Origin of the sequence: Streptomyces sp. NPDC056160, assembly GCF_042268205.1 — a bacterium.
Classification (GTDB): domain Bacteria; phylum Actinomycetota; class Actinomycetes; order Streptomycetales; family Streptomycetaceae; genus Streptomyces.
In genome coordinates this window covers 39,224-63,339 of record NZ_JBHJUW010000027.1, presented here as the reverse complement: position 1 = coordinate 63,339, position 24,116 = coordinate 39,224, and the positions used below count along the sequence as shown (strand labels likewise).

The following is a 24,116-nucleotide window of genomic DNA, read 5'->3' as shown; positions in this document are numbered from 1 at the left end:
GCGCGGCAGGGGGCGGAGGCACCGACCGGTGGCTGGGCGGTGGCGTCGGCAGTGGCCGGGGGCGGTCGGTGGCAGTCGGTGGTGGCCGTCGGCGGTCGGTGCGCGCGTTGTCAGCGGGCTGCGGCAGACTCGGGGGCGTGCGAAAGATCCATGTCATCGGTATCGGCGCGGGCGACCCCGACCAGCTCACCCTGCAGGCGGTCAGGGCGCTGCGCGACACGGACGTGTTCTTCGTCCTGGACAAGGGCGAGGTGACAGCGGACCTCGTGCGGCTGCGCCGGGAGATCCTCCGGACGCACCTGCCCGAGGGCACGTACCGGGTCGTGGATGCGCGCGACCCGGAGCGGGACCGCGCGGCGGGCGGCGCGGGCTACTCCCCCGCCGTCGGTCAGTGGCGCAGCGCCCGCGCCGGCGTCTACGAGCGGCTGATCGCCGAGGAGCTGGCCGAGGACGAGACCGGCGCCTTCCTGGTCTGGGGCGACCCGGCGCTGTACGACAGCACGCTCGGGATCCTTCAGGAGGTGCTGGCGCGCGGGACCGTCGTCTTCGGGTACGACGTCGTACCCGGCATCAGCAGCGTCTCCGCCCTGGCCGCCCGGCACCGCACCGGGCTGAACCGGATCGGCGGGCCCGTGCAGATCACCACCGGGCGGCGGCTCGCCGGGGGCTTCCCGGACGGCGTGGACGACGTCGTGGTGATGCTCGACGCCCACCGGACGTTCAGGCAGTACGCCGACCAGGACCTCGACATCTACTGGGGCGCGTACCTGGGCACTCCGGACGAGATCCTGGACTCCGGGCCGATCGCCGAGGCCGCGCCGCGCATCGAGCGGCTGCGGGCCGAGGCCCGTGAGCGCAAGGGCTGGATCATGGACACGTATCTGCTGCGCCGCAGACCGAAGGAGTAGATCCCGGGGTCTGATCCGGCCGGAGGCGGCGGTGGTCACGGGTGCCGCCCGCGTGCCGCGTGGGCCTGTTCCGGCCGATGTCGTGCCCGGCAAGGGGGCCGACCTCCCAGCCGGCGTCGCGGCAGTGGGCGACCAGGCCGGGCAGGGCGGTGAGGGCGGCGTGCCAGCAGCCGGGGGCCGAGGCGCGGTCCGTGTCGTGCAGGAGGACCGTGCCGCCGCCCCGCAGGCCGGCCGTGACGTTCGCGTGAACGGAGGCGCTGGTCGCGTCCGCCGTCCAGTCCCGGCCCCACGCGGACCACAGCACGGGCCGCAGGCCCAGGCGCCGGGCGGCCGCCCAGCGGCCCGCGGTGAGGATGCCGTAGGGCGGGCGGTACCACAGGGGCCGGTGGCCGGTGAGGTCGTGCACCACGCGGACCGCGCGCGCGGTCTCCCGCAGGTCCCGGCCGGGGACGGGCAGCCACGGACGGCTGTGGGTCCAGCCGTGTACGGCCAGTTCGTGCCCGCGCTCGGTGACGGAGCGGGTGAGCGCGGGGTGGCGGGCCGCGCTCTCGCCCAGCACGAAGAAGGTGGCGCGCACGTCGAGCCGGTCCAGTGCGTCCAGGAAGTACGGCGTGGTCGCGGGGTCGGGCCCGTCGTCGAAGGTGAGCGCGATGTGGCCGGGCTCGCCGTGGCCGGCCAGGCGGGGGAAGCAGGCGGAGCGGAAGCCCGGCAGCCAGGTGGCGGCCGGGACGATGTGCGCGGCCGCCACCGCGGCGATGCCGGCCAGCGGCGCGAGGCCCGCCGCCCTGACCGCCGCGGCCCCGGCGCCCGGTCCCTCACCGTGCGCGGCGCCGGTCGCGCGTTCGCGGGCGCTCACGCGCACTCACCCGAACCGTGCGGCAAGGCGCCGGTACAGGGCGGGCGCGGCGCCGCGGACCCGGCCGGGCAGCCGGGTCCAGCCGGGGACGTAGACCTCGTCCCGCCCGCGGGCGACCGCCTCCCACACCGCGTCGGCGACCCGGGCCGCGGGGACGGGCCTCGGCCGGGAGCGCCGGTACGGTACGCCGCGGCGGTCGAAGAAGGGGGTGTCCACCACCCCGGGCACCACGTGGCTGATGCCGACGCCGGTGCCCCGCAGTTCGTAGCGGACGGCGTCGGCGAAGGTGCCCAGCGCGGCCTTGGCGGCCGAGTAGACGGCCTCGTCCCGCACCCCCACGGTCCCGGCCAGGGAGCCGATGATGACCACGCGGCCGGCGCCCTGTCCCACCATGTGCGGCAGCAGCAGCCGGACCAGATGGACGGTGGCGAGGACGTTGACGTCGAAGACCTCGTCGATGGCGGGTTGCGGCATCGTGCTGAACGGCCCGGCCCAGCCGACGCCCGCCCCGGCGACCAGGAGGTCCACCCGGCCGACGCGGTCGAGCGTGAACTCCGCGAGCCGGCGTTCGGCGCCCGGGCCGGACAGGTCCGCCGGGTAGACCTCCGCCGAGGTGCCCCGGGCCACCTCCTCCAGACGGGTGCGGTCCCGCCCGTTGAGCACCATCCGCCAGCCGCCCTCCGCTGCGAGCCGGCGTGCGACGGCCGCGCCGATCCCGGAGGAGGCGCCCGTCACCAGGGCGCCCCCGCCCCTCGGGGTGCCGTCACCGCTTCGGCGGCGCTCGGCGCCCGGCGTCGCCGGGGCCTCGGGACGGGCCCCGGAGCCGGACCGTACGCGGGAAGGGGCTTGGGTCATGGGGGGCGCACCTCTGGATCGACGGGCCCGGGGCCGCCGGTGCGGCCCCGGCGGTCCGGGACGGCCATGCCGGGCGTGGGGTGTCCCCGGGGGCCGGGTCCGAAACGTGGGACGGGCTGGGGCGGGTCCGTTCGTTTGACTGCGGTGGGTGAGGGTTACTCACTTCCAGTGTCGTCCGAATCGCCCGCCCCGCCACCGCTGCCCGCCGCCCGTGGCTCCGTGACCGGGCCCGCGGGGGCCCTTCCGGCCGGCCTCGCGGCCGACGCCCCGGCCCCCGGTGCCGCCGGGGCCGAGCGGCTGCTCGTGGTGAGCGCGAGCATGGGTTCGGGGCACGACACGGTGGCGGCGGAACTGGCCCGCCGGGCGCGCGCCGCCGGCCGGGAGGTCCATGTCGTCGACGTGCTGGCGCTGCTGCCCTGCGGTCTCGGGGCGGGGCTGCGCCGGGGTTACCAGGGCGCGGTCCGGCACTGCCCCTGGGTCTACGCCGGTGTCTACGACCTGTTCCTGCGGCCCGGTCCCCGGCCGCGCCCGAGCGGCACTCCACTGGCGCGCCTGGCGGGGGACGCGCTGTCGGCGCTGGTACGTGAGACGCGCGCCGACGTGGTGGTTCCGGTGTTCCACCTGGCGGCCCAGCTCACCGGCCACCTGCGCGAGCGCGGTGCCCTGCGGGTGCCGAGCGCGGTGGTCGTGGTCGACTTCGCCGTGCACCGCCAGTGGCTGCACCCGGGCAACGACCTGTACCTGTGTATGACGGACGAGGCCGCGCGGGAGGTGCGCCGGGCCCTGGGCCGGCCGGCGCGGGCGCCGGGCCCGGTGGTGGACCCGGCCTTCCTCGCCGGGGGGCACGGGGCGGCCCGGTGGCGGGACCGGTTGGAGCGGCACGGCCCCGGACGTCCGGCGGTGCTGGTCTCCGCGGGTGCCTGGGGCGCCGGGGCGCGGCTGCCCCGTACCGCGCGGCTGCTCGCGGCGCACGGTTTCCTGCCCGTCGTGCTGTGCGGACGCAACGAGCGGTTGCGGCGGGCCCTGTCCGGCGTGCCCGGGGCCCTCACCCCCGGTTGGGTGACGGACATGCCCGGCCTGCTGCACGCCTGTGCGGCGCTGGTGGACAACGCGGCCGGGCAGACCGCCGTCCAGGCCCTCGCGGCCGGCCTGCCGGTCGTCGGGTACCGGCCGCTGCCCGGGCACGGCGCGGAGGGTGTGCGCCGCATGGCGGGCCTCGGGGTGTCCGAGCACGCACGGGACGCAGCCGCCCTGCTGCGGTCCCTGGTTCGGCTCACGGCGGCGGGACCGGAACGCGAGCGGCGCGTGGCGGCGGGATACGCCCTGTTCCGGTCCGACGCGCTGGCAGAGGTCGTACGCCTGCACGACTGACCCCTGCGCCCCGGGCCGCCCCCGCCGCGTCGGCGTCCGCTCCCGGCGCCCGGAGCCGGTCCTACGGCCGGTTGTCCTCGCGTGGTCCAGGCGCCCTACGCGGGCGACGTTCTCCCGGTCCTCGGCGTCCTCGCTGGGCGACCCGGCGAACCAGGCGTCGAGGATCTCGTTCAGCAGTGGCTCGGACGTCAGGCGCAGGCCGAGGGCCAGCACGTTGGCGTCGTTCCAGCGGCGCGCGCCGTCGGCCGTGTAGGCGTCGGTGCACAGGGCCGCGCGGATGCCGGGCACCTTGTTCGCGGCGATGGAGGCGCCCGTTCCGGTCCAGCAGCACACGACCGCCTGGTCGCTGCGGCCCTCGGCGACGTCACGGGCCGCCGCCTGGGAGCACGCCGCCCACTGCGGGTCGTCGCCGGGGCGCAGGGCGCCGTGGGCGACCACCTCGTGACCGCGGTCGCGGAGCCCGGCGACCAGGGCGCGGGCCACGGGTTCGTCCATGTCGGAGGAGACGGAGATCCGCATGTCCGGCAGGCTACGCCTGGAAGAGGCTCATGCCGAGCAGGAGGGCGGAGACGAACAGGACGGCTCCGCCGATGACGGCGACCACGCGGGAGTGGCGCCGCAGGGAGGTGCGCAGGCCAGGGCGGCGCGGGGGCACCCGGTGGACGGTGGTGTTCCAGCCGGTGTCCACGGCCGGGACCTGCGGGAGCGCGGCGGCCCGGCCGGGTGCCGCCCCGGCGGTCCCCCGGTGGCGCGGGACGGGCGGGTAGGGGTCGTGGCCGAGGCCCGGCGTCTCCGGCGGGAGCGGTTCGGGTGCGCCGCGCCAGGCGCCGCTGCGGAACCAGTCGGCCGTCTGCCGGGCCGTGGGCCGCTCCTCGGGACGCTTGGCGAGCATGCTCAGCAGGTACGCCTCGAAGGCCGGGGGCAGCGCGGCGCCGCGCTGGTGCGGGGGCACGGGCGGGGAGTCGACGTGCTGGTACAGCAGTCCGGTGGCGGTGTCCGACTCGAAGGGCGGGCGCCCCACCGCCAGCTGGTAGAGCACGCAGCCGAGCGAGTACAGGTCGGAGGCGGAGGACGCGGGCGTGCCGATGGCGCGCTCGGGTGCCAGGTAGAGGCCGGTGCCGACGATCTGCCCGGTGGTGGTGAGTCCGGCCGACGGGTCGTCGACGAACCGCGCGATGCCGAAGTCGCCGATGCGGACCGTGCCGTCGCGGTCGCTCATCAGGTTGCCGGGCTTGATGTCGCGGTGCACGATGCCCTGGGCGTGCGCGGCGGCCAGGCCCTCGGCCGCCTGTTCGGCCACCTGGGCCAGCCGGTCGGGCGCGAGCGGGCCGCCCGAGGACAGTTCCCCGGACAGGCTGTCGCCCTCGACCAGTTCCATGACGAGGAAGCAGCGGTGCTCCCAGGTGCCGAAGTCGAGCGTGCCCACCACGTGGGGGTGGTTGAGCCGGGCGGAGGTCTGCGCCTCCAGCCGGAAGCGCGCCTCGGCCGAGGCGTCGGCCACGTCGCTCAACAGCAGTTTGACCGCGACGGGCCGGCCGAGCACCTCGTCCTGGGCCCGCCAGACCTCGCCCATCCCGCCCCGCCCGATGACCGCGTGGAGCCGGTACCGATCCGCCACCAGCACCTGTAGACCGCCCTCAATCCCCGAAGTCGCAAACGTCCCAGAATCCCACCCGTACGAGCCTCGCCCCTCGGGCGGGCACGGCGGCAGCCGGGCACCGCATCCGGGGCGCGGCAACCGGCCCATCTTAACGATCACTTGGCCTTCCGCCGACCGATGCCTTACCCGCAGCGGAGCACGGCGGACCGGTACCTACGGGACTGATCGGGCCCTTCCGGGTGAAAAGCGGAACATCCCTCTTCGTACCAGTATGTAGAACTGATCATGTATGCCATCGTCGCCGTGACCCGCTGATCCACTCGGGAAGGGTGAGGACGACCTTGGACCCACTGACCTGGCTGCTCATCCCGCTGGCCACCGCGATCATGGCGGCCCTCTGGAGCTGCTGCTCGGGGCGCTCGCGGCGCACCGACGACTGGGCCGACGTGCAGCGCTACGACCGTCTGCGGGCGGCCCTGGCCCGCGCGAGCGCCTCGGCCCCCACCACACCGGCGACCCCCTGCGGCTGACCGCGCACACCTCTGACCAGACCTAACCCCACCAGCAGCTGTACTCCGCCCACGACCGTCGCCGCGATCACCAGCCGCTCGAACAGCCGCTGGTCGATCCGGTCGGCGGCCCGGCGGCCGAGCAACGCCCCGGGCGCGACGAACACCGCGAGCGCCGCGTCCAGCAGCAGAAAACGGCCGTCGATCAGGCCGAGCCCCGCGCTGAAGGGCACCTTGGCGACGTTGACCACGAGGAAGAAGAAGGCCGACGTTGCGAGGAAGCCGAGCTTGCGGAAGCCCGCCGAGAGCAGGTACAGCGACATCACCGGGCCGCCCGTGTTGGCGACCATCGTGGTGAAGCCGCCGAGGACGCCGTAGGAGCGGGCCTTGAGGCGGCCGGAGCGGGTGGCGACGGCGCCGGCCTCCTCGGCCCGGGCGCCCGCCCGGCGCCGCCCCACCGTGACGGCCGCCATCAGCAGCAGGATGGCACCGATCGAGATCCGCACGACCCCGTCGTCGGCCCAGGCCCGCAGCAGGAAGGTTGCGGCGGTGGTCACGGCCCGGCTGGTCACAGCCAGGGACTCTCGGCCAGGGACTCCCGGCCAGGGACTCTCAGCTAGGGACGTTCGACGAGGACGGCGCTGCCCTGGCCCACGCCCACGCACATCGTGGCGAGGCCGCGGGCCGCGCCGGTGCGGTGCATGCGGTGCAGCAGCGTGGTGAGGATGCGGGCGCCGGAGCAGCCGAGCGGATGGCCGAGGGCGATGGCGCCGCCGGTCGGGTTGACCAGGTCCTCGTCGATGCCGAGCTGGTCGACGCAGGCCAGGGCCTGGGCCGCGAAGGCCTCGTTGAACTCGGCCTCCTCGACGTCGCCGATCTCCCATCCGGCGCGGGCCAGCACCTTGCGCGTGGCGGGGACGGGGCCGATGCCCATGACGTCGGGGTGGACGCCCGCGGAGGCGCCTGCGACGTAGCGGCCCAGGGATTCCAGCTCGAGGTCGTTCAGTGCCTCCTCGCTGACCAGGAGGAGGCCGGCGGCGCCGTCGTTCATCGGGGAGGCGTTGCCGGCGGTGACCGTGCCGCCGGTGCGGAAGACGGGTTTCAGCCGGGCGAGCTTGTCGTAGGAGGTGTCCTCGCGGATGCACTCGTCGGTGTCGACGACGACGCCGTCGGGGCGGTGGACGGGCAGGAGTTCGCGGTCGAAGTGTCCTTCCTTGCGCGCCTGGGCGGCCCGCCGGTGACTGCGCAGCGCGAAATCGTCCTGGCGTTCGCGTGCGATGCCGTACCGGGCGGCGACCTCCTCGGCGGTCTCGCCCATGGACAGCAGCCCGTGCAGGTCCTTCATCGCCGGGTTGACCAGGCGCCAGCCGAGCCGGGTGTCGTACGTCTCGATGCGGTGCGGCAGCGCCTCGTCCGGGCGGGGCAGCACGAAGGGGGCGCGGCTCATCGACTCGGACCCGCCCGCGAGCACGATGTCGGCCTCGCCCGCGGCGATGGTGCGGGCGGCGGTGGTGACGGCCTCCAGGCCGGAGGCGCAGAGCCGGTTGACGGTGGCGCCGGGCACGGACTCGGGCAGCCCGGCGAGCAGGGCCGCCATCCGGGCGACGTTGCGGTTGTCCTCACCGGCCTGGTTGGCGGCACCCCAGTAGACGTCGTCGACGCGGTCCGGGTCCAGCGCCGGCACGTCGGCGACCAGGGCGCGGATCACCGCCGCGGCCAGGTCGTCCGGGCGTACGCGGGAAAGGGACCCGCGCAGCTTGCCGATCGGGGTGCGGCGGGCGGCCGCGAAGTGGACGGGACGCACGGCAGGACTCCTCGAAGGGCTCGCACGGCCGCACGCGGGCCTGTCGGTCGTGCGGCCTCGCGCAGCCATTAATTAGCACTGCTAGTTTTGGACTATAGACCTCAGACCGGCCCGCTGGGAAGATCCCCCCTTCCACACCCGCCGTCGCCGCTGGAGGAGACATGACCGACACCCGCGAGCACGTCCTCACCGGAACCCGGGGCGCCCTGGCCGTCCACGAGTGGCCCCACCCGCGACCGCGGTTCCTCGCCCTGCTGGTGCACGGGTACGGCGAGCACGCGGGGCGGTACGGGGAGGTGGCGGGTTCGCTCGGGACACTCGGCGCGGCCGTGTACGCGCCCGACCACCAGGGGCACGGGAGGTCGGCGGGCGAGCGTGTGGTCGTCGAGGACTTCGAGGACGTGGTGAGCGACCTGCACACCGTGGCGGACCTCGCCCGCGCCGCGCACCCGGGGCTGCCGGTCGTCCTGTTCGGGCACTCCATGGGCGGTCTGATCGCGGCCCGCTACGCCCAGCGGTACGGCGCGGAGCTGACCGCGCTCGTACTGTCGGGGCCGGTCATCGGCGCCTGGGAGCTGCCCGGACGGCTGCTCGGCCTCGACGAGATCCCCGACACGCCGATCAGCCCGGCCGCGCTCTCCCGGGACCCGGCGGTCGGCGCGGCCTACGCGGCGGACCCGCTGGTGTGGCACGGCCCGATGAAGCGGCCGACGCTGGAGGCGTTCGCCCGGACGCTGCGGGCCGTCGCCGACGGCGGTGGCGTCGGACGGCTTCCCGTGCTGTGGCTGCACGGCGACGACGACCGGCTGGTGCCGCTGCCCGGGAGCCGGGTCGGCGTGGAACGGCTCACCGGCGGCCCCGGTGGGAGCGGCGGTGCGCGCGAGGGGCGCGGCGACCTGACCGAGCGGGTCTATCCGGGCGCCCGGCACGAGGTGTTCCAGGAGACGAACAGGGCCGAGGTGTTCGCGGACGTGACGGCTTTCCTGGAGCGCGTCCTGCCTCGCTGAGCACCTCCCGCGGGCACCGCGGCGGGGACGGTTTGCGGGGGCACTCGCCGGGAACCCGCCCGGTACCGCGCAAGACGACCCCACGAGGGAGAACCACCGCATGACTGTCGTGAAGAGCACGATTCCCGAGTCGGCACGCCAGGTCACCGGGGAGGCGCTGCAGAGCACCCTGGTGGATCTTCTCGGGCTCTCGCTGATCGGGAAGCAGGCGCACTGGAACATCGTGGGCCCCCGGTTCCGCTCCATCCACCTGCAACTGGACGAGGTGGTGGCGTCGGCCCGCGAGTTCGCCGACACGGTCGCGGAACGCTCCTCGGCGCTCGGCCTGCCGCCGGACGGCCGCCCGGAGACGATCGCCTCCGCGTTCACGCTGCCCGGCCCGAAGGACGGCTGGGTCCGCGACACCGACGTGGTCGAGGTGATCGTCGAGGCACTGGAGGCGGCCATCGTCCGGCTGCGCGAGCGCATCGAGGCGACCGAGAAGCCCGACCCGGTCACCCAGGACCTGCTGATCACGATCACCGCCGAGCTGGAGAAGCAGCGCTGGATGTTCGCGGCGGAGAACGTGTCCCGCGACGACTGACCGGCCCGCTCGTCCCGCTCCGGCCGGCCGCCGGTTCCGCCTTCGGCCGGCCGCCGCTCTCGCCTCCGGCCGGTCGTCGGCTTCCCTTCCGCACAGGCTCCGGACGCACGCGTACGCAAGAGGTTCCGATGAGCGAAGACCGTCCGGCGGCCTCCGGGAAGGACGGCCGCGAGGCGCGGATCCTGCGGCGGCTGGTCGAGACACACGGCCAAACCTTCGCCCAGGAGGCCGGCATCACCCTGAAGGACACCCCGCAGCCGCTGTACCGGCTGCTGGTCCTCGCCGTCCTGCTCAGCGCCCGGATCCGCGGCTCGGTCGCCGTCGCCGCGGCCCGTGAACTGGCCGGGGCCGGGCTGCGCGATCCGCGCCGGATGGCCGCCGCCGACTGGCAGGAGCGCGTGGACGCGCTCGGCCGCGGCGGTTACCGGCGCTACGACGAACGCACCGCCACCCAGCTGGGCGAGGGCGCCGAGCTGGTCACCGCACGCTGGGGCGGTGACCTGCGCCGGCTGCGCCGGGAGGCGGGCGGGGACGTGACGGCGCTGCGCGCACTGCTCCAGGAGGTGCCGGGCCTCGGGCCGGCCGGCGCGGACATCTTCCTGCGCGAGGCGCAGGGCGTCTGGCCGGACCTCGCCCCTACCTGGACGCCAAGGCGCTGTCCGGCGCGGAGCGCCTCGGCCTGCCGGCCGAACCCGGCCGCCTGGCCGCCCTCGCCGGCGGCACGGACCCCGCGATCCTCGCGGCGGCCCTCGTCCGCGCGGCGCTGGACAAGAAGGTGGCCGAATCGGTCAGGTGATCCCCGGCTCAGGGCAACCCCGCCGCAGCCCCGGCTCCGGGCGCCTCAGCCCCGGCGTACCGCCGCATCCGCTCACTTCGGGCCCCGCCGCGATACCCGGGCCCCCGACGTACGTCCCTTCAGTCCTGCCGCACCGGCAGCCGCATCAGGCGGGAGATGGTCCGCAGGACGCCGTTGTCGTTGTTGGAGGGGGCCAGGTGACGAGCCCGGCGGATGACCTCGGGATGGGCGTTGGCCATGGCGAACGACCACTCGGCGGTGTCCAGCATCTCCAGGTCGTTGAGGTAGTCGCCGAACACCAGGGTCTGCGCGGCCGAGATGCCCAGGTCCCGCTGGAGGCGGCGCACGGCCGCGCCCTTGTCGGCGGTGCGGTTCATGACGTCGACCCAGTGCTCGCCGGAGACGACGACCTGGTGGGTGGCGGCGAACGGCGCCAGCGCGGGGGCGGTTCTGCGCTCGGCCGCTCCGAAGTCGAAGAGGGCCACCTTGATGACGTCGTCGTCGACGGCCGCGGCGTCGGCCACGACCTGGTGCCGTACGTAGTACTTGCGGACCTCCGCCAGGAAGGCCTCGTCGCCGCGCTCGACGTAGGCCGACCGCTTGCCGCAGACCACGGCCCCCACGTCCGTGCCCCGGGCGGCCAGCTCCCGTACCGCCGACACGAGACGGGCGGCCACGGCCGGTTCCAGCGGGTCCGAGCTGAGTTCCTCCCCGTCCCGGACGACGTACGTGCCGTTCTCGGCGATGAAGACCATACCCTCGTCGACGCCGGCGAACTGCTCGGCCAGCGTGGCGTACTGGCGTCCGCTCGCCGGACTGAACAGCACACCGCGGCGGCGCAGTTCGGCCAGGAGCGGCCGCAGGCCCGGGGGCATCCGCTTCGCGTCGTCGAGGAGCGTGCCGTCCATGTCGGTGACGATCAAGCGTATGTCGGCCGGCCCGGCGGGGTCGCCGGGGCGGTCGCCGGGGGTGGTGAGCAGGGGCGAGGGAGTGCTGGACATGTCCCGGTTCCTGTGGGGGCGCGGCGGGCGCGCCGGACGGGTGGTGCGGCGGCGGGAGCGGTCCGGGGACGGCTCACCGCCGGCCTCCGAGACAAACACGCCGCACCGCTCGCGGGCAAACGCCCGCCGGCCGCGCCCGCGGCGTGGCCGGGCCCCGGGACGGTCCGCATCCGCCGATTCCCAGGACACGGTGATCACCGCGCGGCACAATGGCGGGGGCACCGCGGCCTGCGCCGTGCCGTGGACGGACACGAACCGGGAGTGCGGACGTGAGCGAGAGCAACACCCCGTCGGGCGGGTCGCCGAGGCTGAACACCGGGGTGGCGCACAACGCGCGGGTCTGGAACTACTGGATCGGCGGCAAGGACAACTACGAGGTCGACCAGCAGGTCGGCGAGCACGTGGCCGGGATGTTCCCGGTGATCCGGGACGTCGCCCGCGCGGACCGCGACTTCCTCGGCCGGGCGGTGCGCTTCCTGACCGCCGAGCGCGGGATACGCCAGTTCCTCGACATCGGCACCGGGCTGCCGACGGTCGACAACACCCACGAGATAGCGCAGCGCCTCGCCCCCGAGGCGCGGATCGTGTACGTCGACAACGACCCCATCGTCCTCGCGCACGCCCGGACCCTGCTGACCAGCACCCCGGCGGGCGCCACCGCCTACATCGACGCGGACGTGCACGATCCGGACGCCATCGTCGAGCGGGCCGGGGCGACGCTGGACCTGGGCAGGCCGGTCGCGGTGATGATGCTCGGCATCCTGAACTTCGTGCTGGACACCGACAAGGCGCGCGACATCGTCCGGCGCGTCATGGCGGCGGCCCCTTCGGGCAGCTACCTGGTCCTCACCCACCCCACCGTCGACGCCGACCTCGGCGGCGAGGGCAACGTGGGCGCCATGGCGTTCTGGAACGAGAACGCCACTCCCCCGATCACCGCGCGGCCGCGGGCCGAGGTCGCCGCCTTCTTCGAGGGCCTGGACCTGGTCGAGCCGGGACTGGTGCCCTGCTCGCAGTGGCGGCCCCAGGCCGGTTCCCCGGCCGCGGTGCCGCAGTTCGGCGCGGTGGCCGTGAAGCCCTGACGCGGGCGGCGCGGCGCACCGCCGCACGCCCGAGGAAGCCGAGGAGTACGGATGACCACCCTCGCCGACCCCGTGCCGGGCGGTCGCCCCGGCGATGTGGAGCGGGCCGGCGCGCTCGCCGGTGAACTGACCGGGCGGGGCGTGCACGGCGTCGTCCTCGCCTATGTCGACACTGCCGGGATCACCCGGGTCAAGACGGTGCCGGTGGCACGGCTCCCCGCCGCCGCGGCGTGGGGCGTGGGCATGTCGCCGGTGTTCGACACCTTCCTCGCCGACGACTCCGTCGTCACCACGGACGTCCTGGGCTCCCCCGACGGCGACCTGCGGCTCTACCCGGACCTCGACCGCCTGGTGGCCCTGGCCGGGCAGCCCGGCTGGGCGTGGACGCCCGTCGACCGGATCACCCAGGACGGCGAACGGCATCCCGGGTGCGGTCGCACCTTCCTGCGCCGGACGGTGGCGGACGCGGCGCGGCGGCACGGGATCACGTTCAAGGCGGCCGTCGAGATCGAGTGGGTTCTCGGCCGGGAGACGGTCGCGGACGGCGGGTTCGAGCCCGCGGTGCCGGGGCCGGCGTACGGCGCGATCCGGCAGGTGGAGGTGAGCGACTACGGCGCGGACCTGCTGGCGGCGCTCGCGGCGCAGGGCGTGGACGTCGAGCAGTTCCATCCCGAGTACGCGGCCGGGCAGTTCGAGGTGTCGGTGGGCGCCCTGGACCCGGTGGCGGCGGCCGACCGGAGCCTGCTGGTACGCCAGACCGTGCGGGCCGTGGCGCGGCGGCACGGACTGCGGGTCTCCTTCGCCCCGGCCGTCCTCGCCGAGGGCGTCGGCAACGGCGGCCACGTGCACCTGTCGGCGTGGCGCGAGGGGACCAACCTGCACAGCGGGGGCACCGGCCGCCACGGCATGACCGTCGAGGCGGAGTCCTTCGCCGCCGGTGTGCTGGCCCACCTGCCCGCCCTGACGGCGGTGACGGCGCCGAGCCCCGCCAGCTACCTGCGGCTGCGGCCCTCCCAGTGGGCCGGGGTGTTCACCGCCTGGGGCCTGGAGGCCCGCGAGTGCGCGGTGCGGGTCGTCACCGGGACGCTCGGCGCGCGCGAGCGGACCGCGAACCTGGAGGTCAAACCGGTCGACCTCGCGGCCAGTCCGTACCTGGCGCTGGGCTGTCTGATCGCCGCCGGTCTGGACGGCATGACGTCCCGCACGCCGCTGCCCGAGGAGACCACCGGCGATCCGGCGCGGCTCGCCGCGGCCGACGCGGCGGCCCGGGGCGTACGGCGGCTGCCGGCCTCCCTGCCGGAGGCGGTGGACGCGTTCCGCCGGGACGCCCTGCTGCGGGACGCCCTCGGGCCGGTCCTGGCCGACGCGGTGACCGCCGTGCGCCTGGGCGAGGCCGCGGCCGTCGAGGGGCTGGACGACGAGCAGGTGGCGGCGGCCTACCGCTGGAGGTACTGATGGGCGGGCCGTCCGGCGCGGGCGCGGTCCACGAGCTGCTCGGTGCGCTGCCGCTCGTGGACCACCACTGCCACGGCGTGGTCACCGCCGGCCTGGACCGGACGGGCTTCGAGTCGCTGCTCACCGAGGGTGCCGGGTGGCCGGGCAGCGGCATCTCGCCGTTCGACAGCCCGGTGGGCGTGGCCGTGCGCCGCCACTGCGCGCCCGTCCTGGACCTGCCGCGCCATGCCCCGGCCGACGCGTACCTGGCGCGCCGGGCGGAGCTGGGCGCGGACGAGGTGAACCGGCGCTTCCTGGCCGCCGCGGGCACGGCCGTCCTGTGCGTCGACACCGGGTACGCGCCCCAGCGGCTGACCACCCCGGCGCAGCTGGCGGAGCCGGCGGGGGCGGCGGCGTACGAGGTCGTACGGCTGGAGGGCGTAGCCGAGGCGGTGGCCGCGGGCGGGTTGGAGGCCGGCGAGTACGGTGCCGCCGCGCGCGCCGCCGCCGAGGACGCCGTGCGGCGCCCCGGCGTGGTGGCGGTGAAGTCGGTGGCCGCCTACCGCACCGGCTTCCTGCTGGACCCCGCCCGTCCCACGGACCGGGAGGTCACGCGGGCGGCGGCCGGATGGCTGACCGGGTCCGGCGGGCGTCCGCGCGGGCGTCTGGAGGACCCGGTCCTCGTACGGCACCTGCTGTGGACCGCCGTCGACCTGGGGCTGCCGCTGCAGTTGCACACCGGGTTCGGGGACGACGACCTGCGGCTGCACCGCGCCGATCCGGCGCTCCTCACCGACTGGCTGCACCTGACGGCCGGCACCGTGCCGGTCATGCTGCTGCACTGCTGGCCCTACCAGCGGCAGGCGGCCTATCTGGCCGCAGTCTTCGAACGGGTGTACCTCGACGTCGGTCTCGCCCTGCACCACGTCGGCCCGGCGCGGGCGGGCGCGGTGCTGGCCGAGGCCCTGGAGATCACCCCGTTCCGCAAGCTGCTGTACAGCTCCGACGCCTACGGTCTGGCCGAGTTCCACCACCTCGGCGCGGTGGCCTTCCGGCAGGGCCTGTCCGGGCTGCTGCGCGCACGGGTGGACGCCGACGAGCTGAGCCTCGCGGACGCGCTGCGGCTCGCCCGCTGGACCGGACGGGACAACGCCCTGCGGGTCTACGGACTCGCCGGACCCCCTCAGGAACCCGCTGAACTCCCCATCAGGAACCACTGAAAGTATGATCAAGCAATGTCTGACATGACCGAGACCACGCCCGGTTGGCTGACCACCGACGAACTGGAGTCGGCACGCGCGCGCATGCCGATCCTGTACGTCGAGGCGGTGCCGGTGCGCGTCGACGACAGCGGCGAAGTCACCAGTATCGGCCTGCTGCTGCGCATCGGACCGGACGGAACGGTCAGCCGGACCCTGGTCTCCGGCCGCGTGCTGCACCACGAGCGGGTGCGCGACGCACTGCTGCGCCACCTGGAGAAGGACCTCGGCCCGGTGGCGCTGCCCCGGGTCCCGGCCTCGCTCCAGCCGTTCACGGTGGCCGAGTACTTCCCGACAGCGGGCGTCACGCCGTACCACGACCCGCGTCAGCACGCCGTCTCGCTCGCCTACATCGTCCCGGTCGCCGGTGACTGCCGGCCCCGGCAGGACGCACTGGACCTGGTGTGGTTCACACCGCAGGAGGCGGCCTCCGTCGCGGTCCAGAGCGAGATGCCGGGCGGGCACGGGGTGCTGTTGCAGCAGGCGCTCGCCCACGTGGGTCAGGTGTACTGAGGCGCGCCGTCCCGTACGTCGGGGTCCCCTTCCCCGACGAGGTGGTCGGCCGGCCCCTGGGGGTCGAGCAGGCGGCCCAGCCTGCCGGGCACGTCGAAGCCGACCAGGAGCACCACGATCATCGTCCCCGCGAAGGTGAGGACCGCCAGCGCCTGCCCCAGGTCCATGCCCGAGGCGAGGCGCGCGCCGAGGACCGGGGCCACGGCACCGCCCAGCGCGCCCACGTTGTAGGTGAAACCCAGGGCGGCGGCCCTGCTGTGGGTGGGGAAGTGTCCGCCGATGTAGCGCGGCAGCAGGCCGGAGATGCCGAAGCTGGTGGCCTGGAGCAGGAACAGCAGGATGCCGAGCAGCGGCAGGCTGTCCTTGACCGCGAAGACCGGGAAGACGAACACCAGGGAGGCGAGCAGGGTGAAGGCGTACGCCTTCTTGGTGCCGATCCAGTCGCCGACGAACCCTGCCAGCCAGCAGCCGGCCATCGTGCCGAAGCCCGCGTAGAACAGGGCGTCGGTGACCTGACCGGGGTCATAGCCGAGGTCGGTCTTCAGGTAGGTGGGCAGCAGTGCCTGGATGGGCCACGAGTACAGGAACGCGAAGAAGATCGTGACGATCATCGACACGTAGAGCAGCCAGCCGCGGCGCCCGCCCAGCTGTACCGCGAAGGCGATCAGGCAGGCCCCGGCGACCACGGACAGCACCGGCACCAGGCCGTCGCCGAGCGGCGTGAAGACGGCGAAGAGGGACACCGTGGCCGCCACCGCGAGCACCACGTTGACGGTGGCCCTGGCACGGGTGGTGAAGAGCGGACGGAAGGGGTTGGGCCGCCGCTCGCCCGCGGCGACCGACGCCTTCCACTCGGCGGCCTCGGGCAGGGTGCGGCGCATCCACAGGGCGATCAGGACGGGGATCAGGCCCAGGTAGAACATCCAGCGCCAGCCGAGGTGGGGCACGACCCACTTGTAGACCTGGGCGGCCAGGACCGTGCCCACCGAGTAGCCGGAGATCAGGAACCCGCTGGCCCGGTTGCGCATGTGCGCCGGCCAGCTCTCCATCACGTACGTGGCGCTCGCCGAGTACTCGCCGGCCATGCCCATGCCGATGGCGAGCCGCGCGACGAACAGGCTCGTGTAGTCCCAGGCGAACCCGCAGGCGAAGCTGCCCAGGGAGTACAGCAGGATGCTGACGACCATCGACAGTTTCCGGCCGAAGCGGTCACCGAGGGCGCCGAGCACCGCGCCGCCGAGCCAGCGGGTGATGAAGGCGGCGGAGACCAGGCCGGCGGCCTGGACCGTGTCGAGGTGGAAGTCGTCGCTGATCTCGGTGAGCACCAGCGTGATCAGGACGAAGTCGAAGCCGTCGAGGAGGTAGCCGATCCAGGCGGCGAAGAACGACTTCCACTGGCTGCGCCCCACCTGGCGGTACCAGGGGGACTGCGGTGGCGCGGTGGTGTGGTGCACGGTGACTCCAGGATGCCGGACGGACTCGTCGTTGAGCGCGGTCGGGAACGAGGGGGGCTCTCAGGGCCGGGTGAGGTGCGTCACGAAGCGGTGGGTGAGCGCGGTCGGGGCGGTGATGGCGGTGCCGACGACGACGCTGTGGGCGCCCCGCGCCAGCGCGGCGGCGGCCTCCTCGGGGGTGCCGATGCGTCCCTCGGCGACGACCGGAACGCCGGTCGCGCTCGCGAGGGCGGCGACCAGGTCCAGGTCGGGGCCGGACTGCCGCGGGGAGCCGGGCACGTATCCGGACAGCGTGGTGGAGACGAGGTCCGCGCCCTGCCGGGCTGCGCGCACGCCTTCCTCCAGGGTGGCCACGTCCGCCATGACCAGGGCGCCCGCGGCGTGCACGGCGGCCACGAGGTCGGCGAAGGAGCCGCCGTCCGGGCGCGGGCGGTCCGTCGCGTCGGCGGCGACCACCTGGGCACCGGCCTCGGCGACGGCGAGGGCGTGACGCACGGTCGGAGTGATGTACACCCCGGTGTCGCCGTCCTTCCACAGCCCGATCACCGGCAGGTCGACGGCGGCGGTCACGGCGGCCACCACGTCGGGCTCGTTGACCCGGATGCCGGCGGCGCCGCCTGCCGCCGCGGAGCGCGCCAGCCGGACCAGCGTCGCCGTGTCCCGCATCGGATCGCCCGGCGGCGCCTGGCAGGAGACGATCAGCCGGCCCCGGACGGCGGCGACGACGGACGCCGCGGAGCCCGCGGACGAGGTGGTGGGGGGCGTCGGAGTCGAGGCCGACGGGGCGGAGGGGGTGCTCGGGGCCGAGGAGGGCGTCGGGTCCGAGGGGCTGGTGGGGATCATCGGGTTCCTCCTGGAGCATGCGGGGCCACGGCCGGACCGGGCGGGGGTGCCGCGGTGTCGGGCAGGGGCGCGGTGGGGCGGCCGGGCGACGGCGGGGTCGCGCCAGACAAGGGCACGGTGGGGCCGGGCGGCAGTGGGGTCGCGCCGGGCGGGGGCGCTGGGCAGTCGGCCAGGGGCGCGGTGAGGCCGGGCAGGGCCGCGGTGAGGGGTGGCCGGGGGGTGGCGGGGCCGCCGTGGAGCGGGGTGGTGCGGGTGAGCAGGGCGGCGCCCTGGACGGCCGCGTCCGCTCCGAGCCGCGGGGATACGGGGCGCAGCTCGCGCAGGGGCGCCATCAGTTCGGCGCGGAAGGCCTCGGTCAGCGCGGACCGGTACAGCTCGCCGATCCGCGGAACGCCGCCGCCGACGACGACGCGGTCGGGGCCGAGGGCGTTGGCCAGGCCGCCGAGGACGCGGCCGGTGGCGCGTGCCCCGGTGGTGATCGCCTCCCGGGCGGCGGCGTCCCCCGCGGCGGCGCGCTCGGCCACGTCCTGCAACCGCTTGGCAGCCCGCCCGCCGAGACGCGCGTACAGGGCGGTGATCGCGGGTCCGGCGGCGATCGCCTCCAGATGGCCCTCGCCACCGCAGGTGCACGGCAGTCCCGCGGCCTCCGGGCTGGGTACGTGCCCCAGGTGGCCCGCGATGCCGGCGCTGCCGTGGAGCATCCTGCCGTCGGCGGCGACGGCGCCGCCGACCCCGGTGCCCACGGCGACGTACACGAGGGAACCGCCCGGGCCGGGGAGCGCGGCGAGTTCCGTGGCGGCCGTGGCGCGTACGTCGTTGTCGCAGGCGACCGGGAGGCCGGTGCGCTCGTACAGGCCCGCGGCCAGCGCGGTGCCGGCCCAGCCCGCGATGGAGTCGGTGGCGCTGGTGACGGTGCCGGTGCGCGGGTCGATGACACCGGCGGCGGCGACACCGACGGCCTCGGCGCCGTCGTCCACCGCGCGGGCCGCCGCGGCGAGCGCGTCCAGGACCGCCGCTGCGCCGGCGCGGGCCGGGGTGGGCAGCATGGAGCGGCGCAGGACCGTGCCGTCCGGGCCGACCAGGGCGGCGGCGATCTTTGTGCCGCCGAGGTCGAGCCCGATGACGGGGCCGCCCAGCCGTGTGGCGCGAGGCGCTGCCGCGCCGGACGACGGGGCGCCTGACCGGCCGTGTGGCAGATCGCATGACAGGTCACGGGACAGGTCGGGGGACGGGTCGTGTGACAGGTCGGGGGACGGGTCGTGTGACAGGTCGGGGGACGGGTCGTGTGACAGGTCGGGGGACGGGTCGTGTGACAGGTCGGGTGGGGCGGCGCCGGGAGTCCGGGCGCCGGCCTTCGGGGAAGCGGTCATCGGACCGGGGGGAGTCCGGCCGCGCGCAGCCGTGCGTCGACCTCGGCGACGGCCGCGGCGTTCAGCTGCACCTGCGGGAAGGCGGTGTCGCCGCAGGCGATGACGCCCAGCAGCCGCAGCGCGGCCTTGAACGCGCCGAGCGCGGAGGAGCTGCGGCCCATCTCGTCCTCGGGGCCCGCGTCCACCATGGCGAACAGCGCGGCCAGCCGCTCCTGCTCCTTCACGGCGAGCGTCCAGTCACCGGCTCGCGCCGCGTCGTGCAGGCGGACGTAGCCGGCGGGGTCCACGTTGCCGAGGCCCGGCACGACTCCGTCGGCTCCCGCCAGCAGCGCCGCGTCCACGGTCAGTTCGGAACCGGTGAGGACGGAGAACGCGGGGGCCGGGCCCGTGGCGCGTCCGTCCCGGCCGCCCAGCGCGACGAGCAGACGACGCAGGGAACCCTCGTCGCCGCTGCTGTCCTTGACGCCCGCCAGGGTGCCGTCGGCGGCCAGGTCGAGCAGCAGGGAGGCGGACAACTTGCTGTGCACGGACACCGGCAGGTCGTAGGCGAACAGCGGCAGGTCCACCCGGTCGCGGATGCGGCGGAAGTGGCCGGCGATCTCCCGGGGGTGGGTGCGGGTGTAGAAGGGCGCGGTGGCCACCAGCGCGTCTGCTCCGAGGCGCGCCGCGTCGCGGGCGTGGTCGAGCACGCGCGGGGTGGTGGTGTCGATGACGCCCGCGAGCACCGGAACCCGGCCGTCGGCCGCGTTCACCACGGTCTCCAGGGCGACACCCCGCTGCTCGTCGGTGAGGTAGGCGACCTCACTGGTGGACCCGAGGGCGAAGAGTCCGTGGACCCCGCCGGTGAGCAGGTGGTCGACCAGCCGGGCGAGGGAGGCCGTGTCGACGTCACCGTGGGCGTCGAGCGGCGTGCAGACGGGCGGGACGACACCGCGCAGGGGTGCGGTCAAGGGCATGAGTGCTTCTCCGTGGTGGTGCTGGGGGGTCCCCGGGCGGGGCGGAGGGAAGGACACCAGACATAAGACGTCTGACGTCCGAACAATAGGCACTCCCCCGCTGTGGAGGTCAAGAGGGGAACGGGTCACAGATTCGGGCGGCGCGTGGACAGTGAAGTGAATTGCATGTACATGACAACCTGACGCACCGCGCCACTCGTCGGCTCCGGCGACCGACGTCGCGAGCCGAGGCGCACGGGACTGACGACGAAGCGCCGGCGGAGACCGGGGCCAGCCTCATCCCCTCGGCCGTGAAGCCGCCGCGCGTGCGTCGTGTGCGCCAGTCGGGCGCCGTCGACGGAAGAGCCGCATCCTCCCCTGGTCCGCGCGCGTTCCAGCCCGCACCCGTCAGGCCGTCCGCGCGGCCCTTTCCGGCGTGCCGTCGCTCGCGCGCGCCTCCGCCAGCCGCGCGCGTACCGGCGCGTAGTGGCCGGAGAGGGCACGGGCGAATCCCGCCGCGTCGCCGTCCCTGGCCGCACGGACGATCGCACGGTGATCGGCGACCGTGCCGGCCTCGTCCGTCTCGGAGACGCCCTGCAGGTGGGGCGCCACGATGGCGTACACGTCCCAGAAGGCCTGCGAGAGCTGGCCGACGAGTTTGTTGTCGATCGGCTCCATCAGTCGCTCGTGGAAGGCCCGGTCGCACTCGGCGAGGTCCTCTCCTGCGGCGCCGCGCCGGTCCATCTCGTCGACGAGCGCGTCGAGGGCGTCGAGGTCCTCCGGTGCCAGCGCCGCCAGGATGCGCTCGGCCATGCCGCGCTCGATCAGCTCGCGCACCTCGATCAGCTCCGACAGGATGCGCAAGTCGTCCTGGGGGCTGAGCAGTCCGCGGAAGACCAGACCCTCCACCAGCGCGGAGAGGCTGAGCCGGCCGACGTACGTCCCGTGGCCGCGCCGGACCTCGACGATGTCGAGCACGGCCAGGGTCTTCACCGCCTCGCGGATACTGGACCGGCTGGCCCCCAGCGCGGTGCACAGTTCGGCCTCCGAGGGCAGCGGGTCGCCCGGTCCGAGGCGGTTGTCGAGGATGTAACTCTTGATCGCCTCCGTGACCTCCTGACGCAACGACGGCCGGGCCGCCGTCCGGAACTCCTGCGGACGCGACGAGTTCACCTCTTGCCCCCTTCTCCTCGTGATGCCACGCCCGCAGTCTATCAAGGTAGGACATCAGACGTCTGACGACGTCTGATGTGAAGGTGCTGACGTCTGTTGCGCTGCCCTGTCGACGTACGCCGTCGACCCGCACGGCCGCCGCGTCGCGGCGACGCGCGCTCAGAGACCGGCGGCCCGGTGAGTGGGGCGGCCGTCCACCACCGTGAGCAGCACCGGCAACCCGGCGAGGTCGGCGTCGGCCACGTCGAGCGGGTTGCCGGCGAGCACCGTGAGGTCCGCACGGTACCCGACGGCCAGCCGGCCGGCCCGGTCCTCCTCCCCCGCGACCCAGGCCGGGTTGAGGGTGATGCCCCGCAGTGCCTGGAGCGGCGTCAGCGCCTGCTCGGGCCCGTGCGGGGGCAGGGACAGGTCGCCGGGGCGGCGGTGGCGCGCGCCCGCCATGACTCCCAGCGGCGGGAAGGGCGCGATGGGCCAGTCGGAGCCGAGGACCACCCGGGCGCCGGCCTCCCACAGGTCGCGGCAGCGGAACGCCCGCGAGGCGCGCTCCTCGCCGAGGCGCCGCGACCAGTTGTCGGTGTGGTCGGCCCGGGTGTACTCGCAGCAGTGGGTGGGCTGCATCGACGCCGTCACGCCGAGCCGGGCGAAGCGCGGCACGGTGTCGTCGGGGACGGTCTCGATGTGCTCCACCCGGTGGCGTACCGGCGCCCCGCCCGCGCCCTGGGCTCTCTCCACCGAGTCGAGGACGTGCCGCACGGCGGCGTCGCCGATGGCGTGGGTCGCCGTGGGCACCCCGGCCCGGTGCAGCTCGCCGACCACCCAGCGGTACCGGTCGGGGTCGGGCCAGAAGGCGTGCGCGGACTCGCCGTGGCAGTCGGGCCGCTCCAGCCAGGCGGTGCCGTTGTCGATGGTGCCGTCCATGAACATCTTGACCCCGGCGACCCGCCACAGCGCGCCGCCGGTGCCCTGGAGCCGGACCAGTTCGGCCACCGCGTCGGCGTCGGCGCCCGGCTGGCACCAGGGCGCCACCCGCAGTCGCAGCGGCAGGCCGCCGTCGGCCTCCAGCGCGCCGAGGATCGTCAGGGTCGCGCCGTTGGCGTCCATGGCGTGGCCGCCGGTCAGGCCGGCCGCCGCCATCTCGCGCAGCACCTCGCCGGTGCGCGCCCGCACCTCGGCCTCGGTGGCCTTGGGGGCCGCGGCCTCGACGAGTTCGCAGGCGGCGTCCTCAAGCAGCAGGCCTGTGGGACGGCCCGCGTCGTCGCAGACGATCTCGGCTGCCTGTTCGAAGCGCCGAGGGCCGTCGACACCCGCCAGTTCCAGCGCGCGGGCACTGGCCAGCACGGAGTGTCCGTCGAACAGGTCGATCAGGGTGGGGATGCCGTCGACGACCGGGCCGAGGGAGGCGGCGGCGACGGGCGCGTCACCGAAGGCGTTCGGGTCCAGGCCCCAGCCGCGCAGCCACGCGCCCGGAACCAGGGTCGCGGCCCGCCCGGCGAGGGCCGTACGCACGGCAGCCAGGTCGCGGCAGCCGGAGAGGTCCACGCCCATGGTGCGTTCGGCGCCGGAGACGGGGTGGACGTGCCCGTCCGTGAAACCCGCGGTGACCACCGCGCCCTTCAGGTCGATCACCGTCGTCGCCGGTCCGGCCAGCGCCCGGACCTCGCGGTCGTCCCCGAGGTACGTGATGCGACCGCCGCCCGCGGCCAGCGCCGTGTGCGGCAGGAGCGAGCCCGTGCCCGGGTCGAGCAGCCGGGCGGAGAGCAGGACGAGATCGGGGAACACAGGGTCGCTCCTTCGGGACTGTTGGTGCAGGCGGTGCAGGCGGTGCAGAGGCGCTGGGGGTGCTGGTGGTGCAGGCGGTGCAGAGGCGCTGGGGGTGCTGGTGGTGCCAGAGACGCTGGTGGTGCTTCAGAGGCACTGGTGATGCCAGAGGCACTGGTGGCTCGCTCCTGACGGCTCGACGAATCGACGAATCCATGACTCGACGGCTCGACGGCTCGACGGCTCGACGGCTCGACGGCTCGACGGCTCATGGTGCCGTAGGGGAATCGGGCACAGCGCCCGGTTCCGGGCCCGCCGCACCCTCGGCCGGGCGGGCGAGCGCGCCGACGGGGAGCCCCAGGGCGTGTTCCGCCGTGGTGACGGCCATACGGCTCACCGCGGGCGAACGGTCCGCGGTGCCGGAGTTGGCGTGGGCGCCGAGGCCGTCGAGTACGACCAGGATCTGGATGACCGCCACCGGCACGTCGTCCGTGTGGAACTCACCCGCGGCGACGCCCTGCCGGATGACGTCCCCGAGCCGTCCGCGCCAGGCGGCCTCCTGTTCGAGGACCCGGTCGCGCAGCACCGGCCGGTAGCGGCTGAGGTGCCGGGCGTTGATCCAGAGCCGGCTCACCGAGTCGTAGGCGTCCCCCACCGTGCGGGCGAGGAAGCGTGCGAGGTGGTCCTTCGGGGTGCCCTCGGGCCGCTCGGGCGGGATCAGGGCGTCCAGTTCGCCGGTCGCGGCGCAGCCGAAGGCCTCGGCGACCAGATCGTCCGCGGACGGGAAGTAGTGGCTGATCAGCCCCGGACGCACGTCCAGTTCCTCGGCGACGCGGCGCAGCGTGATGCACTCCAGGCCCTCGGCCAGCGCGATCTGTGCGGCGGTGTCGACGATTTCCGCACGTCGCGTGGCCGGGTCTTTGCGAATTCGTTTGCGGCTGGCGCTTGACGACATACCGCGGATGCTATTGAGTGTCCGACCAATAAGCAAGTCGTGCAAGTGCT

General features: G+C 74.9%; 19 protein-coding genes and 4 pseudogenes. 9 read left to right on the top strand and 14 right to left on the bottom strand.

Annotated features, from left to right (window positions below; all coding sequences use genetic code 11):
• Positions 1-137: 137 nt before the first annotated feature.
• Positions 138-908 carry a precorrin-6A synthase (deacetylating) gene (gene cobF, locus ACFC02_RS13065; RefSeq protein WP_376355888.1) on the top strand — a complete coding sequence of 257 codons (771 nt, stop codon included), beginning with the start codon at positions 138-140 and terminating at the stop codon, positions 906-908.
• Here the strand turns inward: cobF and ACFC02_RS13060 are convergent.
• Together ACFC02_RS13060 and ACFC02_RS13055 are read right to left on the bottom strand one after the other, a co-directional pair.
• Positions 868-1,674 carry a polysaccharide deacetylase family protein gene (locus ACFC02_RS13060; RefSeq protein ID WP_376355926.1) on the bottom strand — a complete coding sequence of 269 codons (807 nt, stop codon included), beginning with the start codon at positions 1,672-1,674 and terminating at the stop codon, positions 868-870. The genes cobF and ACFC02_RS13060 overlap by 41 nt on opposite strands.
• 96 nt (positions 1,675-1,770) lie before the next feature.
• Positions 1,771-2,619, bottom strand: a complete 849-nt coding sequence (locus ACFC02_RS13055) for an SDR family NAD(P)-dependent oxidoreductase (RefSeq protein WP_376355886.1) — start codon at positions 2,617-2,619, stop codon at positions 1,771-1,773.
• A gap of 318 nt (positions 2,620-2,937) precedes the next feature.
• Between ACFC02_RS13055 and ACFC02_RS13050 the strand changes: the two genes are divergently transcribed.
• Entirely contained in the window at positions 2,938-3,990 is a 1,053-nt protein-coding gene (locus ACFC02_RS13050; RefSeq protein WP_376355924.1) for a galactosyldiacylglycerol synthase, read from the top strand.
• 66 nt (positions 3,991-4,056) lie between these two features.
• On the opposite strand, the pseudogene ACFC02_RS13045 reads toward ACFC02_RS13050, so the two are convergent.
• The 4 genes and pseudogenes from ACFC02_RS13045 to ACFC02_RS13030 all read right to left on the bottom strand — a co-directional run.
• Positions 4,057-4,509: pseudogene (locus ACFC02_RS13045) on the bottom strand (RpiB/LacA/LacB family sugar-phosphate isomerase); the annotation flags it as partial.
• A 10-nt stretch (positions 4,510-4,519) separates the two neighbouring features.
• On the bottom strand, positions 4,520-5,614 hold the full coding sequence (locus ACFC02_RS13040) for a serine/threonine-protein kinase (RefSeq protein WP_376355884.1): 1,095 nt from the start codon (positions 5,612-5,614) through the stop codon (positions 4,520-4,522).
• Between the two features lie 535 nt (positions 5,615-6,149).
• A pseudogene (locus ACFC02_RS13035) lies at positions 6,150-6,656 on the bottom strand (TSUP family transporter); the annotation flags it as partial.
• A 59-nt stretch (positions 6,657-6,715) separates the two neighbouring features.
• Entirely contained in the window at positions 6,716-7,903 is a 1,188-nt protein-coding gene (locus ACFC02_RS13030) for a thiolase family protein (RefSeq protein ID WP_376355882.1), read from the bottom strand.
• Between the two features lie 161 nt (positions 7,904-8,064).
• On the opposite strand from ACFC02_RS13030, the gene ACFC02_RS13025 reads away from it, so the two are divergent.
• From ACFC02_RS13025 to ACFC02_RS13015, 3 genes and pseudogenes are all read left to right on the top strand, one after another.
• The gene (locus ACFC02_RS13025; RefSeq protein ID WP_376355880.1) at positions 8,065-8,910 is read left to right on the top strand and encodes an alpha/beta hydrolase; all 846 of its coding nucleotides are present in this window, start codon (positions 8,065-8,067) and stop codon (positions 8,908-8,910) included.
• Positions 8,911-9,010: 100 nt separating this feature from the next.
• Positions 9,011-9,493 carry a Dps family protein gene (locus ACFC02_RS13020; RefSeq protein ID WP_376355878.1) on the top strand — a complete coding sequence of 161 codons (483 nt, stop codon included), beginning with the start codon at positions 9,011-9,013 and terminating at the stop codon, positions 9,491-9,493.
• Between the two features lie 128 nt (positions 9,494-9,621).
• Positions 9,622-10,289 (top strand): annotated as a pseudogene (locus ACFC02_RS13015) (endonuclease).
• A gap of 119 nt (positions 10,290-10,408) precedes the next feature.
• Here ACFC02_RS13015 and ACFC02_RS13010 read toward each other — a convergent pair.
• The gene (locus ACFC02_RS13010; RefSeq protein ID WP_376355876.1) at positions 10,409-11,290 is read right to left on the bottom strand and encodes a Cof-type HAD-IIB family hydrolase; all 882 of its coding nucleotides are present in this window, start codon (positions 11,288-11,290) and stop codon (positions 10,409-10,411) included.
• 269 nt (positions 11,291-11,559) lie between these two features.
• Between ACFC02_RS13010 and ACFC02_RS13005 the strand changes: the two genes are divergently transcribed.
• The 4 genes from ACFC02_RS13005 to ACFC02_RS12990 are packed head-to-tail and all read left to right on the top strand — an operon-like array spanning position 11,560 to position 15,578.
• Entirely contained in the window at positions 11,560-12,372 is an 813-nt protein-coding gene (locus ACFC02_RS13005) for an SAM-dependent methyltransferase (protein WP_376355874.1), read from the top strand.
• A gap of 51 nt (positions 12,373-12,423) precedes the next feature.
• A complete protein-coding gene (locus tag ACFC02_RS13000; protein WP_376355872.1) occupies positions 12,424-13,827 on the top strand; it encodes a glutamine synthetase in 1,404 nt (467 codons plus the stop codon).
• Complete coding sequence (locus ACFC02_RS12995; protein WP_376355870.1) at positions 13,827-15,026, top strand: amidohydrolase family protein; 1,200 nt, start codon at positions 13,827-13,829, stop codon at positions 15,024-15,026. The genes ACFC02_RS13000 and ACFC02_RS12995 overlap by 1 nt, the downstream gene beginning before the upstream one ends.
• 24 nt (positions 15,027-15,050) lie before the next feature.
• The gene (locus ACFC02_RS12990; protein ID WP_360971900.1) at positions 15,051-15,578 is read left to right on the top strand and encodes an NUDIX hydrolase family protein; all 528 of its coding nucleotides are present in this window, start codon (positions 15,051-15,053) and stop codon (positions 15,576-15,578) included.
• Here ACFC02_RS12990 and ACFC02_RS12985 read toward each other — a convergent pair.
• The 7 genes and pseudogenes from ACFC02_RS12985 to ACFC02_RS12955 form a co-directional block, all read right to left on the bottom strand.
• Positions 15,566-17,032, bottom strand: coding sequence for a sialate:H+ symport family MFS transporter (locus ACFC02_RS12985; protein WP_376355868.1), 1,467 nt, complete (start codon positions 17,030-17,032; stop codon positions 15,566-15,568). The genes ACFC02_RS12990 and ACFC02_RS12985 overlap by 13 nt on opposite strands.
• Positions 17,033-17,092: 60 nt before the next feature.
• Positions 17,093-17,875 (bottom strand): N-acetylmannosamine-6-phosphate 2-epimerase, encoded by a 783-nt coding sequence (locus ACFC02_RS12980; RefSeq protein ID WP_376355866.1) that lies wholly within the window; start codon positions 17,873-17,875, stop codon positions 17,093-17,095.
• Between the two features lie 233 nt (positions 17,876-18,108).
• Positions 18,109-19,011 (bottom strand): annotated as a pseudogene (locus ACFC02_RS12975) (ROK family protein); the annotation flags it as partial.
• 230 nt (positions 19,012-19,241) lie between these two features.
• Positions 19,242-20,201, bottom strand: a complete 960-nt coding sequence (locus ACFC02_RS12970) for a dihydrodipicolinate synthase family protein (RefSeq protein WP_376355864.1) — start codon at positions 20,199-20,201, stop codon at positions 19,242-19,244.
• A 387-nt stretch (positions 20,202-20,588) separates the two neighbouring features.
• Positions 20,589-21,353 (bottom strand): FadR/GntR family transcriptional regulator, encoded by a 765-nt coding sequence (locus ACFC02_RS12965; RefSeq protein WP_376355862.1) that lies wholly within the window; start codon positions 21,351-21,353, stop codon positions 20,589-20,591.
• Between the two features lie 159 nt (positions 21,354-21,512).
• Positions 21,513-23,132 (bottom strand): amidohydrolase, encoded by a 1,620-nt coding sequence (locus tag ACFC02_RS12960; RefSeq protein ID WP_376355860.1) that lies wholly within the window; start codon positions 23,130-23,132, stop codon positions 21,513-21,515.
• 247 nt (positions 23,133-23,379) lie between these two features.
• Positions 23,380-24,066 carry a TetR/AcrR family transcriptional regulator gene (locus ACFC02_RS12955; RefSeq protein ID WP_376355858.1) on the bottom strand — a complete coding sequence of 229 codons (687 nt, stop codon included), beginning with the start codon at positions 24,064-24,066 and terminating at the stop codon, positions 23,380-23,382.
• Positions 24,067-24,116 lie beyond the last annotated feature (50 nt).